The sequence below is a fragment of the Gordonia sp. DT218 genome, from assembly GCF_049847105.1.
In the GTDB taxonomy this organism is placed as follows: Bacteria; Actinomycetota; Actinomycetes; order Mycobacteriales; family Mycobacteriaceae; genus Gordonia.
In genome coordinates, this window is the sequence record NZ_JBNCNS010000001.1 from 1287564 (window position 1) to 1311272 (window position 23709).

Below are 23709 nucleotides of genomic sequence, written 5' to 3' on the forward strand. Positions count from 1 at the left end.
TTCACTCCTTGGCGTCGGTGTTCTCTCTTCGGAACGACTCATAGATCTCGAGCAGCATCTGTTTCTGGCGTTCGCTGATCGAGTCGTCGGCGAGCAGTGCGTCGCGAACCGGCCCGGCCGGACGCTCCTCGAGGATTCCGGCGCGCACATAGAGAACCTCGGCGGACAGTCGCAGGCCCTTGGCGATCTGGGCGAGGACGTCGGCAGACGGCTTGCGGAGTCCCCGTTCGATCTGGCTCAGGTACGGATTGCTGACGCCGGCGCGCTCGGCCAGTTGCCGGAGCGACACCTCGGCCGCGACCCGTTGTGCACGGATGAAACCGCCGATGTCCTGGGCGGCATTCGTCACCGCATCCTGGGCGGCGGTCGCCACTGCCTCGACCGCTTCCACCGGGCCCGTCGAACTGTCGTCGTCGGCAGATGGCACTTCGCCTCCGGCCGGCTCGGGCAGATCGTTCTCGTGCGGCTTCATCACACTCCCGTCACATTCCCCGTCGCTCCGCTCGCCCCGGTCGGTTCCTGCCACCAGTATCTGCGGGTGTGCTAGCTAGTGCAAGCAGAGTGCTAACCGCCGGCGCGAGCGGGCCAGATCCCACCCGCCCGCCGCCTAGCCGAAGATCAACACCGAGACCGTGTAGATCGCGAGCCCGGCGAGCGCGCCGACGACCGTGCCGTTGATGCGGATGAACTGGAGATCGCGGCCGACCTGGAGTTCGATCTTTCGGCTGGTCTCGTCGGCGTCCCATCCGCGGACCGTCTCGGTGATCACCGAGATGATCTCCTGCGAGTAGTTGACCGCGACGTGACGGGCCGCCCGCGCCACCCAGCCGTTCATCTTCTCCTGCAGCGGACGGTCGTCCCGGATTCGCGTGGCCAACTGGATCACCGCGTCCGACAACGAGTTCCGCAACGTGCTGTTGGGGTCGGTGAGCATCTGCTCGATGACGGCCTTGCCGGTCTTCCAGGCCGTCGAAGCAGCATCCGAGACCTCGTCGCGGCCGATCAGCTCCTGCTTGATCGCCTCGAACCGGGCGATCATCTCCGGATCGTGCTGCAGGTCGTCGGCGAACTGTTCGACGAACTGATGCATCGAACGGCGGAACTGGTGGTCCGGCTCGGTACGCACCTTGTAGGTGAAGTCGACCAGCTCGCGGTAGATCTTGTCGCCGAGCATGGCGTTGACGAACTTGGGTTTCCACGACGGGCCGACATCCTGGTCGACGACACGGTCGATCAGATCCTGGCTACCCAGGGCCCACTCGTGGGCACGGTCGCACGCCAGCTGGAACACCGGCTCGAGCCGGTCCTCGGCGATGAGCTGCTCGAGAATCCGGCCCAGCGGCTGCGCCCATTCCGGCTCCCCCGCCCATTTGATCGCGTGCTCGATCAGCTGCTCGATGTCCTCGTCGCGCAGCATCTCCGCGGCGAGCGAGATCATCCGCGCGGCCTCATCGGACACCCGCGGGACGTTGGCCGGGTCGGCGAGCCAGGTGGACAGGCGGCGGGGCAGTTCCAGGCTCGTCGCACGATCTTCGATCACGTCCGGGGTCATGAAGTTCTCTTCGATGAATCCCCCGAGCTGATCGCCGATGTCGTCCTTCTTCTTGCGGATCAGCGCGGTGTGCGGGATCGGCAATCCCAGCGGATGCCGGAACAGCGCGGTGACCGCGAACCAGTCGGCGAGCGCACCCACCATGCCGGCCTCGGAAGCGGCGCGGACATAGCCGACCCACGCGGCGACGTCGACGCCGTCACGGTGTTCGAGATAGCGGGTGAAGAGATACACGACTGCCGCGAAGACCAGGAATCCGGTGGCAACCACCTTCATCTTGCGCAGGTCGCGACGGCGGGCGGCGTCGCCGGCACCGTCGGAACCGAAGCCGAGAGATGACTGCGGCGGCTCCTGCGCAGGTGGACGGTCCGGCCCACCGGATACGTCCGAAATGACTGTTGGCGGCATTGGACCAGTTTTACCCGCCACCCACTACGCTAGCCAGGTGATGGCCAATCGCCCGAGCCCAGCCGCGGCAGCCCGAGCCGCCGTGGCCGCCGCCACGAACGTGACCCGGGGCCTCGAGCAGGCATTGATCAGTACCGTCACCGAGGGCGTCGCCAAACCCGACGGCCGGCGGCAACGCTGGGAGAAGCACAAGGCGGCACGACGGACCGAACTGACCGACGGCACCATCGACGCGGTGCGCACACTCGGCGCCGACGTCGGGATGGACGAGATCGCCGCACACATCGGTGTGTCCAAAACCGTTCTCTACCGGTACTTCACCGACAAGAGTGATCTCGGTGTGGCGACCGCGGTGCGCTTCTTCGAGACGATGCTGCTGCCGCGCCTGACCGAGGCAATCACCGACGACGTCGACGAGTACACGCTGACCCGCACTGCCATCGGTGTCTACGTGAACGCGGTCGCCGACGAACCGAACCTGTACAAGTTCGCGCTGACCAGCCCCCCGTCGTCGGCGGCCACCGCCGACTCGGAGAAGCTGGTCGCACAGTTGATGACCGCCGCTCTCGTCCTGCGGATGACCGAGCGCGACGCCGACATCTCGGGTGCCGAGGTGTGGTCCAACGCATTGGTGGGCGCGATCCAGCGCGCGGTCGACTGGTGGATGACCGAACGTTCCATCCCGGTCGGCGATCTGATCGACTACCTGACGATGCTGTCGTGGAGCTCCATCGTCGGCATCGCGGCATTCAACGGTTCCCGGGAGGCGTTCGTCGCCGCGCCGCCACCACTTCCGGAACCGGAACCACCTATCACCGACAACGGAATCGAGGACACCGAATGAGCCGTACCGCACTGGTCACCGGAGGCAGTCGCGGAGTCGGACAGGGGGTGGCCACGGCGCTCGCCGTCGCCGGCTGGACCGTCTACGTCACGTCACGTCAGGGGACCGGACCGGACGGAACCATCGCGGTGGCCTGCGACCACACCGACGACGATGCGGTCGCCGAGGTGTTTGCCCGGGTCGAGCGCGACACCGACGGACTCGACCTTCTCGTCAACAACGCCTGGGCCGCCCCGCGTGGCTTCGGCGGCTTCTCCGACCGGTTCTGGGAACGTCCGGTCGACGACTGGGACACCCTCATCGACGTCGGGTTGCGCGCCCACTACGTCGCCTCCGTTCACGCCGCCCGGATGATGGTCGCGCGCGGCAGCGGGCTGATCACCTCGATCTCGTCCTTCGGTTCCCGTGGTCATCTGCATTCGGTCCTGTACGGCATGAGCAAGTCGGGGCTCGACAAGATGTCGTTCGACATGGGTCACGAGCTCTCCGGTACCGGCGTCACCGCGGTGTCGTTGTGGCTGGGTCTCATCCGGACCGAACTGCTGCTGTCCCTCGGGATCGACGAGTTCGCCGGGTTCTCACTGCAACGCGCGGAGGACCCGGAGTTCGTGGGGCGGGTGATCGATGCCCTGGCAGGCGATCCCGACCTGGACGACCACAACGGCCATACCCTGGTCACTGCTGAACTCGGCGCTCGATACGGCCTCACCAACAACGATGGGACCGCGCCCGATTCACATCGTGAGGCCTTCGGTGGCGGACCGCTGTTCCCGCCCACCGCCGCGGCGGCCGAATCGCTCGGCTGACACTGCAACGATCGGGAGGGCACGGCTCAATGGGGAAGCACGCGAAGACGGCCGGCTGGACCACACCCGCTGTCGAGTCACTGCGCGTCACGGCGACCGGGCCGATCGCCGGATTCGAGCCATCGTCGACACCGGGTTTCGAGGGTGGCAAGGACAGTGGCGCAGCCCTTCTCACCGAGCGTGGTGCCGTCCTCGCCGATCTCCAGGAGTTGCTCTACGCCAACGGAAGAGCCGGCGACCGGCGATCGGTGCTACTCGTCCTACAGGGCATGGACACGGCCGGCAAGGGCGGGATCGTCCGGCACGTCGGAGGACTGGTCGATCCGCAGGGCCTGACCATTCAGGGGTTCGGCAAGCCGACACCGGTGGAGCTCTCGCACGACTTCTTATGGCGTGTTCATCGTGCGCTGCCACCCGGCGGCCGGATCGGCATCTTCGACCGTTCCCATTACGAGGACGTGTTGCCCGTGCGGGTGCACGATCTCGTACCGAAGTCGGAGTGGGAGAAGCGCTACGAGGTGATCAACCAGTTCGAGCGCGACCTCGTGGCGTCGGGGACCACGATCATCAAATGCGCGATGGTCGTGTCCAAGTCCGAACAGAAGGCACGCCTGACCGAGCGCCTCGAGCGTCCGGACAAGTACTGGAAATACGACCCCGGCGACATCGACGAACGCGGCTTCTGGGACGACTATCTCGAGGCCTACCAAGCGATCTTCGACCGCTGCGACAGCAGCCATGCACCCTGGTTCCTGATCCCCGCCGACCGCAAATGGTTTGCGCGACTGGCCATCTGCGAGCTGTTGATCAACGCTCTCGAGCGTCTCGACCTCGAATGGCCGAAGGCGGACTTCGACGTCGAGGCGGAAAAGAAGCGCGTGGCCGCGCTGGAGGACTGACTCCGTACACAGATGCACCCTGAGCGGGTTTCCGCGACAATTATTGTCGTCGACGCTCGCTCACGTTGCAGTTGTGTACGACCTGCCACGGAACACGGGGCTCGAGTTCAATCCCACCCTGGCCGAGCGTCCAGCACGATGTCATCCGCGACGGACGACCAGTCTTGTGTTGCGGTGACTGCGAGTTGTATGAGCGTCGTGTCGAAATCGCCGCTCGAGAACACGATGTTGTGAATGTTCGAGACCAACGGACCGAATGGCGATTCCATCGTTCCCAACAAACGGATGGAGAATGCCCCGTCGCCCAGCCGAACGCTCAGTTGATCTCTCGCGGTCCAGCCATGCACATCCTCTGTGATCTCACTGGCGAGTGCACCGACGCGGGCAGTTGAGTCGTGCAGCCCGCTGATGGTCCATCCCATCAGGATCGCTGAAGAAACAAACGCGGGCTCGATTGCATCACCGTCATTGCCGATCGACGAGGCGATCTCGTCCACTGCGGCGGAATCGAGCCACGTCACAGCCGGTTGCCCACCTGCGTAGCCGGCACGGATCCGACGCCACTCCGGTGGTAGCCCCCGTGGACGAAGTTCATGGGCGCTCAGATCGACCACCGGTTCGACCCGCGCTCCGGGAAATCGGTTCAATTCCTCAATGAGATTCATGATCCATCACCACAGACACAGTCAGCGCTATCGATTCACCGACCTCGAGTCCGTCGGGTGGTGTCGCCGAGACCATGGCTTCGATCTCGGCCGGAGAAGTGTTTCTTCCCTGCTCATTCCAGGTCCGAAGCTGTTCGATCGTCGACAGCAGAGAGTCGAAGTCCACGTTGTAGGGCACGGGCGACACGACAAGGGGACGCCCTGACGCAGGAGTCAGTTTGATCGATGGGGCACCCTGTTCCACGCTCACGAAATCAATTCGTGCAGTACCGATGTCCACAGACCTACCGCTGCCGGAGCGCACTGCGGTCGCCGTCAGCGTCAAGGGACCCCTGTACTTGTAGGCCAACACAGCCGTGAGCGCCGCACCTAGAAGCGTCGGAACGGCAAGGAGCGCAATACGCCATGCCTGTGTCGCCCCGACTGCCACTTGTCCGACGACGCCAACAGTCATCATTGCGAACACCATTGTCATCCACAGCCATCCATTGGTGTAAAACGGCTGTCGGTAGAGCACGAGATGTTGGGGCGCACGTCGCAACTTGGTCCTCTTCCGCAACACGACCGGAACGGGGATCAATGCCGTTGCGACAAACACCAACGCCAACACGTTGCCGCCCAGCGCGATTGCCACGGCAATCCCCACAATCCCGATCAGGACCAGGGCCAACATATGCCCCAGCGCCCGTGGGACTTCGTAAGTGGTGTGTCGCTTCCACTGATAAGTCAGACTTTCAGAGGTCAGTCCCATAGTGCATCGATCCCCTTCGACGTGAAGAATGCCGCCGTCCCTCCGATGGCAGCGCCAGCGATCGCACCGACGATGGTTCCGGCGCCAGGTACAACCGAACCGATCGTCGCGCCGACCTCGGTGCCTGCGATGATCGAGGCCATTGCCGCACTCGCACCGGCCGCCGCCACAGTTCCCGTGCCCACGCCGACCGCTGTACTTGCAGTTTCTCGGGTAATCGCCTCACTCCACGAGTTTCCCTCATCATGATCAGCAAATACCGATGGCACTGCTGTCAGCACGCCCACGACTCCGCCGATCTTGGAGATCCCCTTCATTCGGCCTATGTCCTCCAACCATGGCAGGATCTTTGCGTTCACACCGGTCGGATTCTCGCCGATCGACTTGAGCCAGATGTCGCGGATGATGTCGGCCTTTGCACCGGTCAATCCCGCCGTACTCCCCAGGACCACGTCACCGGTGGAAGGGGCCCAATCGACGTCTCCCTTCACGTCACCATCCGCGGCGTCGATCGCCTTCGCGAGGTCGTGATCGGCCACGACAGCCGCCGTCAGAACGGCCAGCAGCTCGAACTGAAGCCTCTCCAGTGCATCGTGATAGGCCTTGACCTTCTCGGCGGGCCAGTCATCCATGTTCGGCGGATGCGGGTCGAAGATCGTGTCCGAGTTCGCGTCGAGAACGAAACCGTACTTTGCGACGTCCGCGCGAAGCCGTTTGAGCGATTCTTTGACCTGGTCTATCTCGCCCTCAGCTCTGCGGGCGGCGTCGGCAACTCTCGTCGCGACCTCACCGTGACGATCGAGGTCCTTGCGGGTCTTGCTGACGGACTCTCGAGCGGCATCGCCAGCGGAACTGTTCCACGTCTCGAAGGCGGTCAGTTTGCCCATTTTCACCCCGACGGCACACTTCACCGAGCACATATCGTGCCACGGGCGATGGGCACACTCGCCACCTGGTCATTCAGGCGACGGACTCAACCACCTCGACCATGTCCGAGATGCACCCTTTTCCGGTGTCTCCCCGATCGTTTCGCAGGCCCTGCGCTGGGGTGAATGTATCTTGGCAGTCGAACGGCTGTGCACAGCGAGGGAGGATCAGGATGGGCGACGCGACATCCCCGCAATCCGGTGAGGTGACTGTGTCGCCCGACGACCTCCACCACGACGGATATCGCCTCGCGGGCTGGCAATCGGAATCCGACGATGTGTATTCGGGCGCGCACGCCGAGATCGAGAGTGCGGTGGCGTCGGGATGGGTCGGAGCGTCGGCCGCCGCTATGAGCTCTCGGGTGGAGTCGATGCGAGCTGCCGCAGAGACATTGACCACCCGGATGGGCGATCATTCGACCCACTTTCGGACCTCTGCGGTGCACTACACCACCACCGACGACTCATCCGCCGGACGAATCGAGACGGTGACCGCCCAACCGGGCGAATCGACCCTGAATCTCTGATCGACGAGACGGGACAGGCCATCGTCTCTACGTGACGGTCGAACGCCGATTCCCCGCCCGCAGCACCCCGTACGCCACCAACCCGATCACCAGCCCCCAGAACGCTCCCCCGATCCCGAAGAAGGTGACCCCGGACGCGGCCGCGACGAACGTCAGGGCGGCGGGCACGCGCGTCTCGACGGCGGTGAACGCACCGACGATAGCGCTGGCGAATGTCCCCAGAAGTGCAAGGCCGGCAACGGCTTCCACGAGTCCACCGGGCGCGACGGCCGCAATCGTGACCAGCACCCCTGACAACCCGGCCAGCGCCAGGTAGGTGATTCCGGCGGAGACGCCGGCCACCCAGCGCCGCCCCCGATCCGGTCCGGCCTCATCCCCCGCGGCCAACGCCGCCGACAGCGCGGCGAGATTGATGGCGTGGCCTCCGAACGGCGCGGCCACCAGCGTGCCGACCCCGGTGACGGACATGGCGGCACGCCACGGCGTCACATATCCGAACGAGCTCAGCACCGCCACACCCGGGATGTTCTGCGACGCCATCGTCACGATGAACAGGGGCACCGCGATGCCGATGATCGCGGCCGCGTCGAAGGACGGGGCCGTGACCGACAATGCCGGAAACCAGGTTGCCGAGCCGAGGCCGTCCCCGCCGTCGACGGCGAGGTGGATACCGATGACCACCAGCGCGGTCGCCAACGCCAGCGGCAGCGCCCACCGGGTCAACCACCGTGTCGCGAGCAGCCAGACCGCCAGCACCGGAATTGCCGGCGCGGGGGCGGCCACCAGCGAATGCATCGGCGCGAGACACAGCGTCAGCAGCACGCCGGCGAGCATGGCCTGCGCAATCGGTGTCGGGATCCGCGAGATCAGATCTCCCAACGCCGGCACCAGGCCGGTGACCAGGATCAACACCCCGACCACCAGGAACGCACCGACCGCGGCCCGCCACCCGGCGTCGTACGACGCCCCCATACTGACCAGCATCGCGGCCCCGGGAGTCGACCAGGCGAGCGTAATCGGCGCACGAGTCCGCACGCTGAGAACGATGATCCCCAGGCCGAACACCACCGTCAGCGCCAGCAGTCCCGACGCCGCCTGCTCGGCCGTCGCACCGACCGCACGCAAACCGGCCGTGACCACCGCGAACGACGAAGTGAACCCGACCAGCGCAGTGACGATGCCCGCGACAATCGGCTGCTGCAGACCGGGTTGTGCTGTGATTGTCACCGGAGTGAGGCTACCTCAAACGTTCCGTAAACAGAACGCAGCCTCGATCGAGTGGGAGAATCCAGCCTGTGACCGTCGAACACCGCAGGCAAGCCGTCGGCAGCCGAATCGCGGCCCTGCGCGCCGACCGCGGACTCTCCCTGTCCGAACTCGCCCGCCGCGCCGCGATCGGCAAGGGTTCGCTGTCGGAGATCGAAGCCGGGCAACGCAATCCGACTCTCGATACGCTCTACGCAGTTGCCGGACCACTCGGCGTCCCGCTGACCGCACTCCTCGGCGAGGACGCCGGGACCGAGGGGAGCGGCGAGTTCCTGCACGCCCAGATCCTGCACGTCGAGCATCATCCGGATGGCGCGACCACCGAGGTCTTCTGGCTCCGCATCCTGCCGGGCGGCGTCCGCACCTCCCCCGCACACGGCGCAGGGGTCACCGAGAACGTCCACGTGGTGACCGGTGCGCTCGAGGCCGGCCGCGCAGGTACCGAACGGCACGCCGAACCAGGCGAAACACTGCAGTGGATCAGCGACGTCGAGCACACCTATCGGAGCCGGACAGGTGCCACCGCGGTGCTCACCATCCACTCCCCGCCGCAGTGAATGCACAGTCGCCCGACGGTTCCACCTCAAACGCCGGAATCCACCTTCGAATACGCGAAGGTGGATTCCGGCAGACGAGGTGAACGTGTCACCCCCGCTTTGCGATTGACTAGTTGGCGGCCTTCTTGGCAGGCGCCTTCTTGGCGGGTGCCTTCTTCGCCGGCGCCTTCTTTGCAGCGGCGATCTTCTTCGCCGGCGACGCATTGGCGGTACGGCCCTTGGCCTCGACAGTCCCTGCGGCGCCACCGATCTCATCGGCGGCGTCGGCGGTGCCGGACTTGATGGTCTGACCCGCCTCTTCGATGTCGACGGCCACGTCCTCGACGCGATTGCTCACCCGACCGGCCAATTTCGCCGCGCGCTCACCGACGACGCGCGTCTGCGACGACACGACACCGAGGGTGTCCTCGGTCAGGTCGACGGCGTCGCTGTAGACCTTGCCCGCACGGTCGATGTTCTCCTGGACGACCGGCTGCTGACGCAGACGCTCGACGGTCTCCTCGCCGCGCTCGGCGAGCGAGTTGTAGAACTCGGTGGCGGACTCGAGGTAACCCTCGGCGGCCTTGCGTAGCTCATCAGAGCTGATCTTGCCGCGCAGTTCCTCGATGCCGGCGGGCACGTCCTCGGGCAGCGACCCGATCCGAGTCTTGGTCTCCTCGTAGCGCGCCGCAGCGGTGCCGCGGGTCTCCTCGAAGCGCGCCTGGGCGCTCTCCGATGCAGACTCGGTGCGCTCGCGCAGTTGCGAGATGATGTCGTTGAACTGGGTGACGACATAGTCGCCTGCTCCCACGGCCGCGTAGATCGGATTGGCCAGCGTGCGTGTCGATTCACTCACAGCGAACTCCTCATGAGTTGTGATTTGAGATTGTGTGGTCACCAAATACGCCGTGGCACAAATACTGTCGAATGGTCAGCGGTCTCGGATCACTCGACAACGCCGTTGCTGTCGATGGCGCATCGGGCCATTTCCTTGGTTCCATCACCCAGTATCCACGTTCTGCTAGCAAATGCAAGCACACTGCTAGCACTGGTGGTGGATGTCACCACCAGTTGATCTGCTGTCAATACGGATGATCAGCCGGAGACAGCCTGCGTCGCGGCGATACGCCGGCGCTCGCGCCGGGCGGCGGCAACCATGTTGCGCAGCGACGGTTCGAGCTGCCAATAGTGCCGCGTCTTCAGACCGCCATCGGGATTGACCCACAGTCGTTTCGGATCGATCGCGCTCGTCGCGCGTCGGATACGCGCATCGATCTCGTCGATGTCGGGGATCGCCGCACTGCGGCTCTCGTACACGCCCGGACCCACATCTCGCTGGATCGCCGTGCCGCGTTTGGCCAATTCGTCGAGCACCCAATCGATCGACCGGGTCGCGACGATCGAGGTGACGTCGGCATCCAGGGCATCGAAGGCCTCGACGACCTGCGCGATGGACGAATAGCCGAGGTGCGTGTGGATCTGGGTGGCCGGCCCGGCGCCACCGACGGCGAGCTTGAACGCCGCCACCGCCCAGTCGAGGTAGCCGTCCCGCCCTCGCTCGCGCAACGGGAGGAGCTCGCGGATCGACGGCTCATCGACCTGGATGATCCGGATCCCCGCTCTCTCCAGGTCTGTCACCTCGTCGCGCACCGCCAGCGCCAACTGCTCGACGGTCTCGTGGAGCGGCTGGTCCTGGCGTACGAAGGAACGCGCGAGCATGGTGACCGGACCGGTCAGGATCGCCTTGACGGGTTTGTCGGTCAACGACTGCGCGAAAGTGATCCACTCGACCGTCATCGGGCCGCGACGTTTGATGTCCCCGTAAAGGATCGGCGGCCGGACACATCTCGAGCCGTACACCTGGACCCAACCCATGTGGGTGAACGCGTATCCGTCCATGAGCTCGGCGAAGTACTGGATCATGTCGTTGCGCTCGGGCTCGCCGTGCACCAGCACGTCGAGCCCGATGTCCTCCTGCAACTCGATGATCCGTCTGATCTCCTGCTTGAGGCGGTCGACGTACTCGTCCCAGCCGAGCCGGCCCTGGCCGTAGTAGTAGCGGGCCAGTTGGACATCCCTGGTCTGCGGAAACGAGCCCAGGGTGCAGGTGGGCACCGTCGGCAGACCGAGGGTCTTGTCCTGCGCCTTCTTGCGTTCGGCGTACGGGGCACGCTCGCGCTGGTCGGGACGGATGTGGGCAACCCGCTGCCGCACATCATGTTTCAGCTTGAAGTCGACCTTCGTGGGTCGCGTGTACCAATGCGCGGGCGCACCGTCGGCAATGGCCTTCGCGAGTGCCACCACCTCGCCGACCTTCTGCTTCGCGAATGACAGCCGATCGGCGACGTGACCGGGGAGGTCGGGCTCGATCAACTTGTCGACCGGAACATGCATCAATGTGCAGGACGTGGACACGACGATGTCGGGGATGTGCTTCTTGATCTCCAGCAGATAGTCGAGCTTTCCGCCCTTGGCGGCCTTCCACACATTGCGCCCGTCGATGACACCGGCGTACAGCCGCTTGCGTTTCAGCCCGGGGATCTTTGCCAGTGCCGCCGCCGACATCGGCTCACTGACCAGATCGACGCCGATCGCGTCGACCTGCGTCTGCGCCAGGATCGGCAGTGCCGCACCGAGATCGCCGTACTGGCCCGTCACCAGCAACCGCGGGCGCAACCCCGCATGGGACAGCTGGGTGTAGGCGCGGTCAAGCGATTCGAGCTCGGCATCGGACCGATCGCTGGTGAACGCCGGCTCATCGAGCTGGACACACTTGCAGTTCTGCTTGGCAAGGCGTTCCAACAGATCGACGTAGGCGGGCAGCAGATCATCGAGGCGATCGAGCGGACGGAACCCGTCCGGCGCATCCGGCGCCGGCTTCGACAGCAGCAGCAGGCTGACCGGCCCGAGGGTCACCGGGCGCAACTCGATGCCGTCGGCGCTCGCACGCCGGTGTTCGTCGAGCAGTCGTTGCGCGAACTCCGGAGCCGCGGTCAGCGAGAACTCGGTGTCCACACCGATCTCCGGCTGCCGGTAGTGGTAGTTGGTGTTGAAGAACTTCACCAACTCCAAGGGCGGGAAGTCGGGTTTGCCCCGGGCCATCGCGAAGTAGTGGTCGAGCGGCTCGAGGTCGGCACGCAGCGGTTCGAACCGGGCGGGTACGGCACCGAACAACAGCGCGTTGTCGAGCACGTGGTCGTAGAACGAGAAGATGTTGCCGGGTACCTGTTCGAGTCCGGTGGCGGCCAGTTCACGCCACATCCCGTCGCCGATCTCCCGACCGGCTGCGAGCAGCTGGTCGAGCGAACTGCCTTGATGCCAGTAATCCTCGAGGGCCTTCTTCAGCTCGCGGCGAGCGCCGATGCGGGGATAACCCAGGATCGACGAGCCGTATTCGATCTCCTGCAACGAGCTAGTCATTGGTAGACCCTATCGGCAGTTCCCGACCCGATGGGTGACCTCGGTGCGTTCCCCGGATCACCATGAAGGCGCTTGCGCGGGTTACTTGTTCGCGCCGTTCTCGCTGTATTGGTAGAAGCCGTGCCCGGCCTTCTTGCCGAGGCGGCCGGCCTCCACCATGCGCAGCAGCAGGGGCGGCGGCGAGTAGAGCGGCTCCTTGAATTCCTCGTACATCTTGTCCGCGATGGCCTTCACGGTGTCGAGGCCCACGAGGTCGGTCAGCTTCAGCGGGCCCATGGGGTGGGCACATCCGAGCACCATCGCCTTGTCGATGTCCTCGACGGTGGCAAAGCCGCTCTCCACCATGCGGATGGCCGAGAGCAGGTATGGCACGAGGAGTGCGTTGACGACGAACCCGGAGCGATCGGCCGAGCGGACGACCTGCTTGCCCAGGATGTCGTGGGCGAAGGCCTCGGCGCGCTCGGTGACCTCCGGCGTGGTCATCAGCGTGGTGACGAGCTCGACCAGCGGGAGCACCGGCACCGGGTTGAAGAAGTGCAAGCCGATCACACGGTGGGCATTGGCGGTGGCCATGCCCAGCTTCATGATCGGGATCGACGAGGTGTTGGACGCCAGCACCGCGTTCGGGTCGGTGACGACCTTGTCGAGTTCCTTGAAGATCTCGGTCTTGACCGCCTCGTCCTCGACGACCGCCTCGCAGACGAGCTGACGATCGGCGAAGTCGCCCAGATCGGAGGTGAAGCGGAGTCGCCAGGCAGCCTGCTCGCGCTCACGCTCGGTCAGCTTCCCGCTGGAGACCCCACGATCCAGCGAGCGCAGGATTCGGGCACGACCGGCCGCAGCGAGTTCGCGTGTGGACTCGTAGACAAGGACGTCCGCGTGCGCGCGGGCGCACACTTCGGCGATGCCGGCACCCATCTGACCGGCGCCGATGACGCCGACGCGGGAGATCTTTTCGGTTGCCATGGTCGGCTCCTCGAATCAGAAAAGTTCGGTGGTGGTCTTCGTCGATCCGGCCCCGGATAACGGCCCCGGATACCGACGAACCCGGGGTGGGCAGAGGATCACCCCGCCCACCCCGGATGTCATGTCAGGCAACGACTATCAGGCCGCACCTCGACTCAGTGGAACTGTCCCTCTTCGGTCGAACCCTTCAGCGAGGTGGTGGAGCTGGTCGGGTCCACGGTGGTGGCGATGCTGTCGAAGTAGCCGGCGCCGACCTCGCGCTGGTGCTTGACAGCGGTGAAGCCACGCTCGTCGGCAGCCTTGAACTCACGGTTCTGCAGATCGACGAAGGCGGTCATCTGCTCGCGGGCGTAACCGTAGGCAAGGTCGAACATGCCGTAGTTCAGCGAGTGGAAGCCGGCCAGCGTGATGAACTGGAAGGTGAAGCCCATGGCGCCCAGCTCGTTCTGGAACTTGGCGATGGTGCTGTCGTCGAGGTGCTTGCTCCAGTTGAACGACGGGCTGCAGTTGTAGGACAGCAGCTGGTCCGGGAACTCCGACTTGACCGACTCGGCGAACTTGCGCGCGAGCTCGAGGTCCGGGGTACCGGTCTCCATCCAGATCATGTCGGCGTACGGAGCGTAGGACTTCGCACGTGCGATGCACGGCTCGATGCCGTTCTTCACGTGGTAGTAGCCCTCGGCGGTGCGCTCACCGGTGACGAACTGCTTGTCGCGGTCGTCGACGTCCGAGGTGATGAGCGTCGCGGCCTCGGCGTCGGTACGCGCGATGACGACGGTCGGGGTGCCTGCGACGTCCGCGGCGAGGCGGGCCGAGTTCAGCGTGCGGACGTGCTGCTGGGTGGGGATCAGCACCTTGCCACCGAGGTGGCCGCACTTCTTCTCCGACGCCAACTGGTCTTCCCAGTGGGTACCGGCGGCACCCGCGGCGATCATGGCCTTCTGGAGCTCGTAGACGTTGAGGGCCCCACCGAAGCCGGCCTCACCGTCGGCCACGATCGGCACGACCCAGTTGTCCACCGAGTCGTCACCCTCGACGCGGGCGATCTCATCGGCGCGCATGAGCGCGTTGTTGATGCGTCGGACCACCGACGGCACCGAGTTCGCCGGGTACAGCGACTGATCGGGGTAGGTGTGGCCGGACAGGTTCGCGTCACCCGCGACCTGCCAACCCGACAGGTACACGGCCTTGAGGCCGGCGCGGACCTGCTGGACCGCCTGGTTACCGGTCAACGCGCCGAGCGCGTTGATGTAGCTGCCGTCTCCGGCGTTGACGCCCTCCCAGAGGATCTCGGCGCCGCGGCGGGCGAGGGTCTGCTCCTCGACGACCGAGCCCTGGAGCTCAGCCACCTGCTCGGCGGTGTAATCGCGCTTGACGCCCTTCCAACGCGGGTTGGTGTCCCAGTCCTGCTGGATCTCCGCGGCGGTGCGTGGCTTTCCGACGTTGCTCATGCCTACTTCGCTTTCGTTGTCCTGCTGCGACCCGGTGGCGCCCGGGCCGGTGTGCTGACAGACAGTGCCCGAGTCGCGTAGGTTGGCCGCAAATTGTGCGAACAAACCGACGCTGTCCGGTGGTGCCTGTGACAAGGGTGCCACAGAACAAATGTGCAGGTCCAATCCCTTTCATGTGCAAAATCAGGCAAGGATCTGGCGAGCTTTTGCAAAGTTTGCAAACCTGGTCATGTGAATCTTTCACCATCCGGCGCCAAAAAGTACGCGCGTACTGCGTATTTACCGACGTGCGCTGACGCCCTGCACCGCACACACGTCGTCGTCAGTCGACCGGCGAGGCATCCGACCGGAACCCGATCTGTGAGGGCGTTCACACCTTCGGCGGTGTCTGGTCAGCGCGCGGCGGCCGAGATGGCCTCGCCCAATGCCGCTGCGAACTCCGCATCGGTCATGGGCTGGGTCGCCCCGGACGGCGGCTTCGTGGCCGGGGTCGCCTCGCCGCCCACCGTGAGCTGGACGGTGACCGGGGCCGCGCCGGGAACTGCGACGATCGCGTACCCGGCGAAGCCGATCTGGGTGCTCACCGCACCGTCGGTCAGGGTGGTCGTGACCGTCGATCGCATCGCCGACGACTGCTGCACCGACGACTCGCTGTCGCCCGAATCCGGATTCGGCACCTCGGTGTATCTGGTGACGATCCGCGCACCACGCAGGTTTCCGCTGCCGATCACCGTGGTGGTGGTCGCGCATCGTCCGGTCGTGACGCGGATGTCGGCGTCGATGTCGCGACGAACGGTCGAGACGAGCTCGACCAACGAGCCCGCGTCGCTGCGTGCCGCCAGGACTGCCGAGTTCGCGGCGGTCAGTTGTGGATTCAGATCGGCATCAGCGGTCGGACGACATTCGGGCGGTGCGAACGCAGCCGATCTCGCCGACTCGATCGGTCCCCGATTCGCCGCCACCAGGTCGGCCACCGACAACTGCGCAGGGGTGAAGCCGGCAGGTAGCTGGTCTGGTGACATGAGCAGGTCGGCCGGGACCTCGGAGGGTGCCGGACCGGCCGCCGGACCGGAACCACACCCGGCGACCACAATCACCACCGCGGCCGCCGTGATGATCGCCGAGACCGGCCACCGGCGCTGGACCAGGACACGCACGCGGTCACCGTACCCTGAACATGCAGGCGAGCAGAGTGACGGGATCACGTTCCGACGACCCGCACCCACGCACCCGCTCGGCCCCGACAGGAGGTTGCCATGACCAAGACCTACGTCGGCTCGCGACTGCGCCAGCTCCGGTCGGAGCGGGGCCTCTCCCAGGTCGCGCTTGCGCAATCACTGGCCATCTCACCGTCGTACCTCAACCAGATCGAACACGACGCCCGCCCGCTCACCGTGCCGGTGCTGTCGAAGATCACCGAGGTGTTCGGCATCGACGAGGAGTTCTTCGACTCCCAGGACAGCGTCCGGCTGGTCGCCGAATTGCGCGAGGTCCTCCTCGACGACGACCTCGAGGCCGCGCCTGCGGCGACCGAGGCGCACACCATCAGTTCCCTGGTCGCCACACACCCCGAGATCGCGCAGGCGATGGTGAACCTCCATCAGCGCTACCGGATCGCCACCGACCAACTGGCTGCCGCCACCGACGAACGGGGCGACCGGAGCATGCGAGGCTCCATCACGGCTCCTCACGAAGAAGTCCGCGACTACTTCTACCAGCGCCGCAACTACATTCACGAGCTCGACGTGGCCGCCGAGGAGATGACGGTACGGATGCGGATGCACTCGGCCGACATCCGCCGGGAGATCGCCAACCGGCTCGAGAACGTGCACGGCGTCAGCATCATCCGCCGAGTCGATCTCGGCGACTACACCCTGCACCGATTCGACCCGGAGACACGCCGACTGGAGTTCTCCGCCGCATTGTCCGCGGGACAGCGCACGATGAAGCTCGCCGCCGAACTGGGCTACCTCGAATACGGGGAACTGCTCGACCGGCTCGTCGACGACGGCAATTTCACCAGCGACGAGGCCCGGTCACTCGCACTGCTCGGGCTGGCCAACTACTTCGCCGCGGCAGCGGTTCTTCCGTACAGCCAGTTCCACGGCGCGGCCGAGGATTTCCGATACGACATCGAGAGGCTGTCGGCGTTCTACTCGGTGTCCTACGAGACGATCTGCCACCGACTCTCGACGCTGCAGCGGCCCAATCTGCGCGGCATACCCTGGTCGTTCGTCCGTGTCGACCGAGCGGGGAACATGTCGAAACGCCAGTCCGCCACCGGATTCCACTTTTCCTCCAGCGGCGGAACATGTCCCCTGTGGAATGTCTACGAGACCTTTGGATCGCCGGGCAAGATCCTCACCCAGATCGCCGAGATGCCCGACGGCCGTGACTATCTCTGGGTTGCCCGGACCGTGGAGCGCCGCGCCGCCCGATACGGACAACCCGGCAAGACATTCGCCATCGGACTCGGTTGCGAACTCCGCCACGCGGGGCGGGTCATCTACTCCGACGGACTCGAGATAGGTCCGCAGGCGCAGATCACACCGATCGGCGCGGGCTGCCGGGTCTGCGAGCGCCTGAACTGTGCACAGCGCGCGTTTCCGGCGCTAGGCGCAAACCTGCACATCGACGAGCACCGCAGCACGGTGTCTCCCTATATGACGAATTGACCTTCAAACAAGACCAATTGATGTGATACCGATCACAGTTCAATTACGGTTGCACATGTAGGTCGCGTGTCCCAGTCAATCGACTTGGACGCAGTCGTACGCTTCGGCCAGTGAGGAGATCACCGGGGATTCCCCTCACACCCGAGAGGGAGTACGCCATGAAGCGGAAGCGCTCATACCTTGCGGCCCTTCGATTCCGGGGTGGCGTCGCCACCCTCGGTGCGGTCGCCGTCCTCACCGCCACCACCGTGACCTCCGCCGCCACGGCCGTGGCCGAACCGCCGAACATGCTGCCGGTACCGTCGCAGGTGCCACACGCCATCAACGGGGCGTTGCCGCCCCCACCCTTCCCGCGACTCGGGAGGATTCCACTGCGCGCACAGGCCAAGGGGTTCGACCATCGCACACTGGAATTGCGCGAGGCCGCCCTGCCGTCGCCGACGGGGGACCCGTTGTTCGACCGTTGGCCGACGAACCTCGCGGCGTTGGCACCGGGCCAGATCATCGCCACCCGGGACGTGACGGCGACCGCGGCGCCGGTGGTGACGTCTCCCATCCGGTTCGCGCGGTTGATCAAGTTCCGCAGTACCGACGCCACCGGCGCTCCGTCGTTCGGCACCGCAACGATCCTGGCACCGCGGACCCCGCGCGCCACCGCGTCACGTCCGATTCTCGTCAACAATCTCCCGATCGATTCGCTCGGCACCGCATGCGATCCGGGATATACTCTGGCACATGGATTTTCGATAGCAACCAACGTCACCGACCTCATCCCCCCGACCACCCAGCTGGCCCTCTCCCACGGATATTCGGTACTCATCCCCGACCACCAGGGCCCACGGATGGCATATGCGGAACCCGTCGTCGCGGGACATGTCGTGCTCGACGCCATCCGAGCCGCGGGCAACCTCGACCGCCGTTCCTTCGGGGCATCGCGGATCGCCATGACGGGCTACTCGGGTGGGGCGATCGCCACCAACGGCGCGACGAAGCTGCTCGCCGACTACGCCCCTGAGCTGATCGGCCGCGTCGTCGGTGCCGCACTCGGTGGGGTACCCGCCGATTTCCGCATGCTCGTCGGCAGCATGAACGCGAATCTCGCCACCGGTCTCTTCCATGCCGCCACCTTCGGCATCGCGCGTGAGCGGACCGAGATCCTCCCGATGGCAAATGATTTCGCGCAGTGGCTGGCCACCTCACCACTGAAGAACGTGTGCACGATCCCCGCCGCGCTCGCGGGCCAGACGTTCTGGCCGATGCAGCTGCTGTCGAACAACCCGGACCCGTTCCACTCACCGGTCGCCGAACACATCTACCGGGTGACCAAGATGGCCGACCGAAAATCGGCTGTTCCCCTGTACATCTATCAGGGCACCTACGAGTGGTGGATTCCTGCCGCCGGGGCGCGGGATCTGTACCACCGGCAGTGCCAACTCGGCGGGACTGCCGCGTATCGCGAGGTGTTCGGCGAACACGTCTCTGCGGCAGTGCTCGGCTTCCCGGGCGCGCTGGATTGGCTTGACCAGCGGCTACGCGGCATACCGGCGCCCAACGAATGCCGGTGAGATCGGCCGCCCGGTCGCCCAAACGTACCAATGCAGATGACCCAGTCGACTCCGGTAGGGCGTTTGTCGGTACCCGCGCTTAGAATCCTTCGAAGATTGTTTGAGAAGCGAAAACTCGGTCATCCAGCCGCAACCGGCGGCCGGGGATACGGGGATCGCGACCATGAGGAGTGAGTGATGCCTGGGCGATCGTCGGGGTCCATGAGAACAGTGCTGCGCACGGCGATGATCGTCGGTGTCACGATGACCGCTCTGGCGACGGGTTCGGCAACCGCCCTCGCCGACCCGCCCAGTCTGATGCCGGCCCCGGCACAGTTCCCCGGCCGGGTCGATTCCATGGTGCCGCCACCCCCGGTTCCCCAGCTCAAGTCGATACCGGCGCGGGCCGTCACCCCAGGGGCGTCGCGCGAGCTCCAGGAATTCCGGGAAGCGGTCATGCCGTCCCCGACCGGTGACTCCTTCTTCGATTTCTGGCCCGCCGACCTGGCGCAGCACCGGCCCGGCGAGATCCTGAGGACCCGTGATGTCGCCCCGGTCGCCGCACCTCTGCTGGAGGCGAAGGTCGGCTACGCACGCCAGATCAAGTTCACTTCCCGCGACGCAGCGGATCGGCCCATCTTCGGCACGGCCACCCTGTTCGTACCCCCGACACCGTGGAAGGGGGCCGGTGCCCGCCCGGTCATGGTGAACAATCCGCCGATCGTCGCGCTGGGCACACGCTGCACCACCGGATACACGCTCTCGCACGGCAAGAGCGGGGACACGAACAACACCGACCTGAACCCGCCGACCACCCAGGACTCGCTGAAAAAGGGTTATGCGGTGATCGTTCCGGACCACACCGGCCCACGCATGGCCTACGCCGAGCCGTATGTCGCGGCACATGTCGTGCTCGATGCCGTCCGCGCTGCGGCCACCTACGACAAGCGCAACTTCGGCAGCGGCCCGATCGGAATGCTCGGCTACTCCGGCGGCGCGATCGCCACGAACGCGACCGCCAAGCTCGCAAGTTCGTATGCGCCCGACGTGGCCGGCCGGTTCGTCGGCGCCGCGATCGGCGGCGTCCCCGCCGACTACCGGGTCCTCGCGGCGAGTATGAACGCCAATCTCGCCACCGGCGTCTACCACGCGGCGATCCTGGGCATCGCCCGTGAGCGGCCCGAACTGCTCCCGATGGCCAACAATGTCGCGCGCTGGCTGGCGTCGAACGACTTCTTCAAGAATCTGTGCACGGGGACCATGGGCGACCTCGGCGCCACGTTCGCGCCGACGCAGGCACTCTCCAACGACCCCGACCCCTTCCACTCACCGGTCGCGGAGAAGATCTTCGAGGTCACCAAGATGGCCGGGATGAAGTCGGCCATGCCGGAGTTCATCTATCACGGCGCCGAGGAGTGGTGGATTCCCGCCCGCCAGGCCCGCGCGCTGTTCGATGAGCAGTGCCGCCTCGGCACCGATGCCACCTACCGCGAGTACCCGGGCGAACACATGACGACCGTGTTCGTCGCCTTCCCCGACGCGATGGCCTGGCTCGAAAACCGCCTCGCCGGACACCCGGCGAAGAGCGGATGCCCGGCGCGGTGAAGGTCGACAGCGTCCCCGCTCCCTGAGGTGAGAGCGCAGCGAGCCACGAAAGGGTCTGTCAGAAGACCATGACGCGGACGTTCTCCGCGACGCATGCCGGCTTCTCTACGCCCTCGATCTCGATCGTGTTCTTGACGACCATGTTGACGCCGGCCGGTGTCTCGTCGATCGAGGTGATCACGGCATTCGAACGGATTCGCGAGCCCACCTTCACCGGGTTGGGGAAACGCACCTTGTTCGCACCGTAATTGATGACCAGTTTCGGACCCTCGACGGTGAAGATGCCGCCGGCCAACACCGGGAGCAGGGAGAGCGTCAGGTAGCCATGCGCGATCGTCGTACCGAACGGGCCGTCCTTCGCGCGTTCGGGATCGACGTGGATCCACTGATGGTCGCCGGTCGCCTCCGCGAAGGCGTCGACGCGATCCTGAGTGATCTCCAGCCACTCGCCGGAACCCAGATCCTCGCCGATCGCGGCCTTCATTTCCTCGACACTGGTGAACGTTCGTTGTGTGGTGCTCGTCATAGTTTCGGTAGTCTACCGTGGGCGTCATGAGCACTCCGCACGTCGCGCCGGACGACACCGGCACGCCTCGCGTCGCCCCCGGCGGTCTCCGCGAACTCGGCCCGATCAATTGGGTGTTCGCCCGCGGGGCCGCCCGGGTGATCGGGGTCGACAACGCGCGCATCTTCTCCACACTGGGCCGGGCGAAGGGGCTGTTCCGCGCCTGGCTGCATTTCAGCGGGCGACTGATGCCGTTCGGGGCCCTGTCGCGCAAGGAATCCGAGATGATCATCATCCGGGTCGCGCACCTCCGCGACTGCGACTACGAACTCGACCATCATCGGCGGCTGGGGGCTCGGGCGGGCGTCAAGGGAGACATCTTCGACCGGGTACTGGAAGGCCCGGATGCCGGCTGGGGTGACCGCGAGCGTGCGTTGTTGCAGGCCACCGATGAACTCGTCACCGCCAAGGACATCAGCGACGACACGTGGGCGGCCCTACGCCGCCATCTCGACGACGGCCGACTGATCGCGTTCGTCCTGCTCGTCGGGCAATACGACACACTGGCGACGACCATCGGCACCCTGCGGGTCCAGCGCGACACCCGGGTCTGATCCACACCATCCTGATCCACACCATTCCGGGGGGAACGACATGGATTCGATCGCGCAGCGATTGATGCGCAATCAACTGTTCTCCCATGTGTACGAACAACTCTGGCGACCTGTCTTCACCCGGTTGTTCAGCCTCGGCGGATCCGGAACCGCCGATTTCGACTCGGCGTTGTCCGCTTACCTGTCGCGGCCCGGCAATCGACTGATGCTCGATGTCGCCTGCGGCCCCGGCAATTACACGCGCCGATTCGCCGACGGCCTGACCGATGACGGCCGATGCGTCGGCATCGACTTCTCCCCGTCGATGCTCGCCAAGGCCACCGAAACCAACACCACCGCCCGCACCAGCTACATCCGTGCCGATGCGCACTCGATCCCCTTTGCGGACAACACCTTCGACACCGTCACGTGCCTGGCGGCGCTCTATCTCATCCCCGATCCGCTGCCCGTCGTCGACGAATTGCTCCGGGTCACCCGCCCCGGTGGCGAGGTGGTGATCTTCACGTCCGTACGCACCGATCTCACGTCGGTGCCCGGCGTCCGGGAGATCGCGGGGATGTCGGGCTATCGGATCTTCGGCAGACACGAGATCGTCGAGCGGCTCCATGCGGCCGGTGCAGAGCACGTCGAGCAGACCATGACAGGCCAGGGACAATACGTCCTGGCCGCCAAAGGCCACTGACATCTCGCTACACCATTCGGCTCGCGCTGCATCGATCGAATCCGCGGGAACGCAATGGTGCAGCGGCGACACGAGTTCCAGCGGGTGAGGCCAGATGTCGCGGTTCAGATGTCCCGGTAGTCCCGGACCGACATCCGGTGACCGCGCCGCTCGGGCCGGGCGCCATGGAGTTCGACCATCCGGATGATCCGCTGACGTTGCCCCGCGTAGGGTTCGAGCAGTTCGAGCATGCCGTCGTCGTCGACGGGTTCGCCGATCAGCGTGAGGCCCACCAGCTTCGGAATGTGGTAATCACCCACGTTGACGACGTCGGCGTCGCCGACTGCGCGTGCGCGCGTCTCTGCCTCGGTCCACCGGCCCACGCCGCGGAGTAGTCGAAGGTGATCGGGATGGCGTTCCACGTCCATCGAGGTCGCGCCGCGGATGGTGCGCATGCGTACCGGCTCGATGCCGCTGCGATGCCATTCCCAACTGGGAATCTGCGCCCACGTCGGTTGCGGTGGCGGCACCCGCATGGTGTCCGGCACCGGGCCCGGAGCCCGTTCCCCGTAGCGCCGCAACAGGTATCGCCAGGCTCGCCACGCCTCGGTGCCGACGACCTTCTGTTCGAGGATGGCCGGCACCAGCGCCTCCCACACCCGGTCGGTGCGACCGATGCGGAGACCGTCGGATCGCTGCACCAGCCGTTCGACGACCGGGTCGCGCGGCTCCAGTGCGCTCGGATCGTCCTGTGCGCCGAGGAAGTCGGGCATCTGATCGAGCAGCCAGCCGGCCCCCGGGCCCCACGCGCGACCGGTGACCGTCGTGCCGTCGAAGCGGACGGTCAGAGTGCCGGCACCGTCCGGCGTGTGGACCGCGCGCCACACCGAACCGTCGCGGCCGTAGACGAACGCGGGATCTCCGCTGCCGCGGCGCAGATGCCCGACGGTGGCGCGGATGTCCAACGGCCACGGGGTCTCCCACCTTCTGACCTGTCCATCATCGGTCACCAATGCGACCCCATCATTTCACGATCGCTTTCACTCAAACGAAGCCTCGCTGTGCGAGAGTGTACTAGCGTTTGCCCT

Annotated in this window: 23 protein-coding genes; 10 read left to right on the top strand and 13 right to left on the bottom strand. The window is 65.6% G+C overall.

Annotated features, from left to right (window positions below):
* Position 1: 1 nt before the first annotated feature.
* Together ACPXCG_RS06035 and ACPXCG_RS06040 are read right to left on the bottom strand one after the other, a co-directional pair.
* Positions 2 to 472 (bottom strand): helix-turn-helix domain-containing protein, encoded by a 471-nt coding sequence (locus tag ACPXCG_RS06035; RefSeq protein WP_425790034.1) that lies wholly within the window; start codon positions 470 to 472, stop codon positions 2 to 4.
* 135 nt (positions 473 to 607) lie between these two features.
* Positions 608 to 1960, bottom strand: a complete 1353-nt coding sequence (locus ACPXCG_RS06040) for a DUF445 domain-containing protein (protein ID WP_425790035.1) — start codon at positions 1958 to 1960, stop codon at positions 608 to 610.
* Between the two features lie 40 nt (positions 1961 to 2000).
* On the opposite strand from ACPXCG_RS06040, the gene ACPXCG_RS06045 reads away from it, so the two are divergent.
* From ACPXCG_RS06045 to ACPXCG_RS06055, 3 genes are read left to right on the top strand one after another with little or no spacing between them, the layout of a single operon-like run.
* Complete coding sequence (locus tag ACPXCG_RS06045; protein ID WP_425790509.1) at positions 2001 to 2804, top strand: TetR/AcrR family transcriptional regulator; 804 nt, start codon at positions 2001 to 2003, stop codon at positions 2802 to 2804.
* Positions 2801 to 3610 carry an SDR family NAD(P)-dependent oxidoreductase gene (locus ACPXCG_RS06050; protein ID WP_425790037.1) on the top strand — a complete coding sequence of 270 codons (810 nt, stop codon included), beginning with the start codon at positions 2801 to 2803 and terminating at the stop codon, positions 3608 to 3610. The genes ACPXCG_RS06045 and ACPXCG_RS06050 overlap by 4 nt, the downstream gene beginning before the upstream one ends.
* A gap of 29 nt (positions 3611 to 3639) precedes the next feature.
* Positions 3640 to 4509, top strand: coding sequence for a polyphosphate kinase 2 family protein (locus ACPXCG_RS06055; protein WP_425790039.1), 870 nt, complete (start codon positions 3640 to 3642; stop codon positions 4507 to 4509).
* 107 nt (positions 4510 to 4616) lie between these two features.
* Here the strand turns inward: ACPXCG_RS06055 and ACPXCG_RS06060 are convergent, their stop codons facing one another.
* From ACPXCG_RS06060 to ACPXCG_RS06070, 3 genes are read right to left on the bottom strand one after another with little or no spacing between them, the layout of a single operon-like run.
* On the bottom strand, positions 4617 to 5174 hold the full coding sequence (locus ACPXCG_RS06060) for a hypothetical protein (RefSeq protein WP_425790041.1): 558 nt from the start codon (positions 5172 to 5174) through the stop codon (positions 4617 to 4619).
* Positions 5161 to 5925, bottom strand: coding sequence for a hypothetical protein (locus ACPXCG_RS06065; protein WP_425790043.1), 765 nt, complete (start codon positions 5923 to 5925; stop codon positions 5161 to 5163). Before ACPXCG_RS06065 ends, ACPXCG_RS06060 begins: the two co-directional genes overlap by 14 nt.
* On the bottom strand, positions 5916 to 6812 hold the full coding sequence (locus ACPXCG_RS06070; protein WP_425790045.1) for a hypothetical protein: 897 nt from the start codon (positions 6810 to 6812) through the stop codon (positions 5916 to 5918). Before ACPXCG_RS06070 ends, ACPXCG_RS06065 begins: the two co-directional genes overlap by 10 nt.
* A 212-nt stretch (positions 6813 to 7024) precedes the next feature.
* Between ACPXCG_RS06070 and ACPXCG_RS06075 the strand changes: the two genes are divergently transcribed.
* The gene (locus tag ACPXCG_RS06075; protein WP_425790047.1) at positions 7025 to 7378 is read left to right on the top strand and encodes a WXG100 family type VII secretion target; all 354 of its coding nucleotides are present in this window, start codon (positions 7025 to 7027) and stop codon (positions 7376 to 7378) included.
* 27 nt (positions 7379 to 7405) lie between these two features.
* On the opposite strand, the gene ACPXCG_RS06080 is transcribed toward ACPXCG_RS06075, so the two are convergent.
* Positions 7406 to 8605 (bottom strand): benzoate/H(+) symporter BenE family transporter, encoded by a 1200-nt coding sequence (locus ACPXCG_RS06080; protein WP_425790049.1) that lies wholly within the window; start codon positions 8603 to 8605, stop codon positions 7406 to 7408.
* A 68-nt stretch (positions 8606 to 8673) separates the two neighbouring features.
* On the opposite strand from ACPXCG_RS06080, the gene ACPXCG_RS06085 reads away from it, so the two are divergent.
* Positions 8674 to 9201: a helix-turn-helix domain-containing protein gene (locus tag ACPXCG_RS06085; protein WP_425790051.1), complete on the top strand. Its 528-nt coding sequence runs from the start codon at positions 8674 to 8676 to the stop codon at positions 9199 to 9201.
* A 109-nt stretch (positions 9202 to 9310) separates the two neighbouring features.
* Here the strand turns inward: ACPXCG_RS06085 and ACPXCG_RS06090 are convergent, their stop codons facing one another.
* The 5 genes from ACPXCG_RS06090 to ACPXCG_RS06110 form a co-directional block, all read right to left on the bottom strand.
* Complete coding sequence (locus ACPXCG_RS06090) at positions 9311 to 10036, bottom strand: heparin-binding hemagglutinin (protein WP_425790053.1); 726 nt, start codon at positions 10034 to 10036, stop codon at positions 9311 to 9313.
* Positions 10037 to 10275: 239 nt separating this feature from the next.
* Complete coding sequence (metE, locus tag ACPXCG_RS06095) at positions 10276 to 12600, bottom strand: 5-methyltetrahydropteroyltriglutamate--homocysteine S-methyltransferase (RefSeq protein ID WP_425790055.1); 2325 nt, start codon at positions 12598 to 12600, stop codon at positions 10276 to 10278.
* 81 nt (positions 12601 to 12681) lie between these two features.
* Positions 12682 to 13566, bottom strand: coding sequence for a 3-hydroxybutyryl-CoA dehydrogenase (locus tag ACPXCG_RS06100; RefSeq protein WP_425790057.1), 885 nt, complete (start codon positions 13564 to 13566; stop codon positions 12682 to 12684).
* Between the two features lie 155 nt (positions 13567 to 13721).
* Positions 13722 to 15017, bottom strand: a complete 1296-nt coding sequence (aceA, locus tag ACPXCG_RS06105; RefSeq protein WP_425790059.1) for an isocitrate lyase — start codon at positions 15015 to 15017, stop codon at positions 13722 to 13724.
* Between the two features lie 392 nt (positions 15018 to 15409).
* On the bottom strand, positions 15410 to 16174 hold the full coding sequence (locus ACPXCG_RS06110) for a hypothetical protein (RefSeq protein ID WP_425790061.1): 765 nt from the start codon (positions 16172 to 16174) through the stop codon (positions 15410 to 15412).
* 99 nt (positions 16175 to 16273) lie between these two features.
* On the opposite strand from ACPXCG_RS06110, the gene ramB reads away from it, so the two are divergent.
* The 3 genes from ramB (at position 16274) to ACPXCG_RS06125 (ending at position 20841) form a co-directional block, all read left to right on the top strand.
* The gene (gene ramB, locus ACPXCG_RS06115; RefSeq protein ID WP_425790063.1) at positions 16274 to 17692 is read left to right on the top strand and encodes an acetate metabolism transcriptional regulator RamB; all 1419 of its coding nucleotides are present in this window, start codon (positions 16274 to 16276) and stop codon (positions 17690 to 17692) included.
* Positions 17693 to 17850: 158 nt separating this feature from the next.
* Positions 17851 to 19257 carry a lipase family protein gene (locus ACPXCG_RS06120; RefSeq protein WP_425790065.1) on the top strand — a complete coding sequence of 469 codons (1407 nt, stop codon included), beginning with the start codon at positions 17851 to 17853 and terminating at the stop codon, positions 19255 to 19257.
* A 201-nt stretch (positions 19258 to 19458) separates the two neighbouring features.
* A complete protein-coding gene (locus tag ACPXCG_RS06125) occupies positions 19459 to 20841 on the top strand; it encodes a lipase family protein (protein ID WP_425790067.1) in 1383 nt (460 codons plus the stop codon).
* A gap of 58 nt (positions 20842 to 20899) precedes the next feature.
* Here ACPXCG_RS06125 and ACPXCG_RS06130 read toward each other — a convergent pair whose 3' ends face one another.
* The gene (locus tag ACPXCG_RS06130) at positions 20900 to 21367 is read right to left on the bottom strand and encodes a MaoC family dehydratase (protein ID WP_425790069.1); all 468 of its coding nucleotides are present in this window, start codon (positions 21365 to 21367) and stop codon (positions 20900 to 20902) included.
* A gap of 26 nt (positions 21368 to 21393) precedes the next feature.
* Between ACPXCG_RS06130 and ACPXCG_RS06135 the strand changes: the two genes are divergently transcribed.
* Entirely contained in the window at positions 21394 to 21960 is a 567-nt protein-coding gene (locus tag ACPXCG_RS06135; RefSeq protein WP_425790071.1) for a carboxymuconolactone decarboxylase family protein, read from the top strand.
* 40 nt (positions 21961 to 22000) lie between these two features.
* The gene (locus ACPXCG_RS06140; protein WP_425790073.1) at positions 22001 to 22642 is read left to right on the top strand and encodes a class I SAM-dependent methyltransferase; all 642 of its coding nucleotides are present in this window, start codon (positions 22001 to 22003) and stop codon (positions 22640 to 22642) included.
* Positions 22643 to 22746: 104 nt separating this feature from the next.
* Here the strand turns inward: ACPXCG_RS06140 and ACPXCG_RS06145 are convergent, their stop codons facing one another.
* Positions 22747 to 23631, bottom strand: a complete 885-nt coding sequence (locus ACPXCG_RS06145) for a DNA-3-methyladenine glycosylase family protein (protein WP_425790075.1) — start codon at positions 23629 to 23631, stop codon at positions 22747 to 22749.
* Positions 23632 to 23709: the final 78 nt, after the last annotated feature.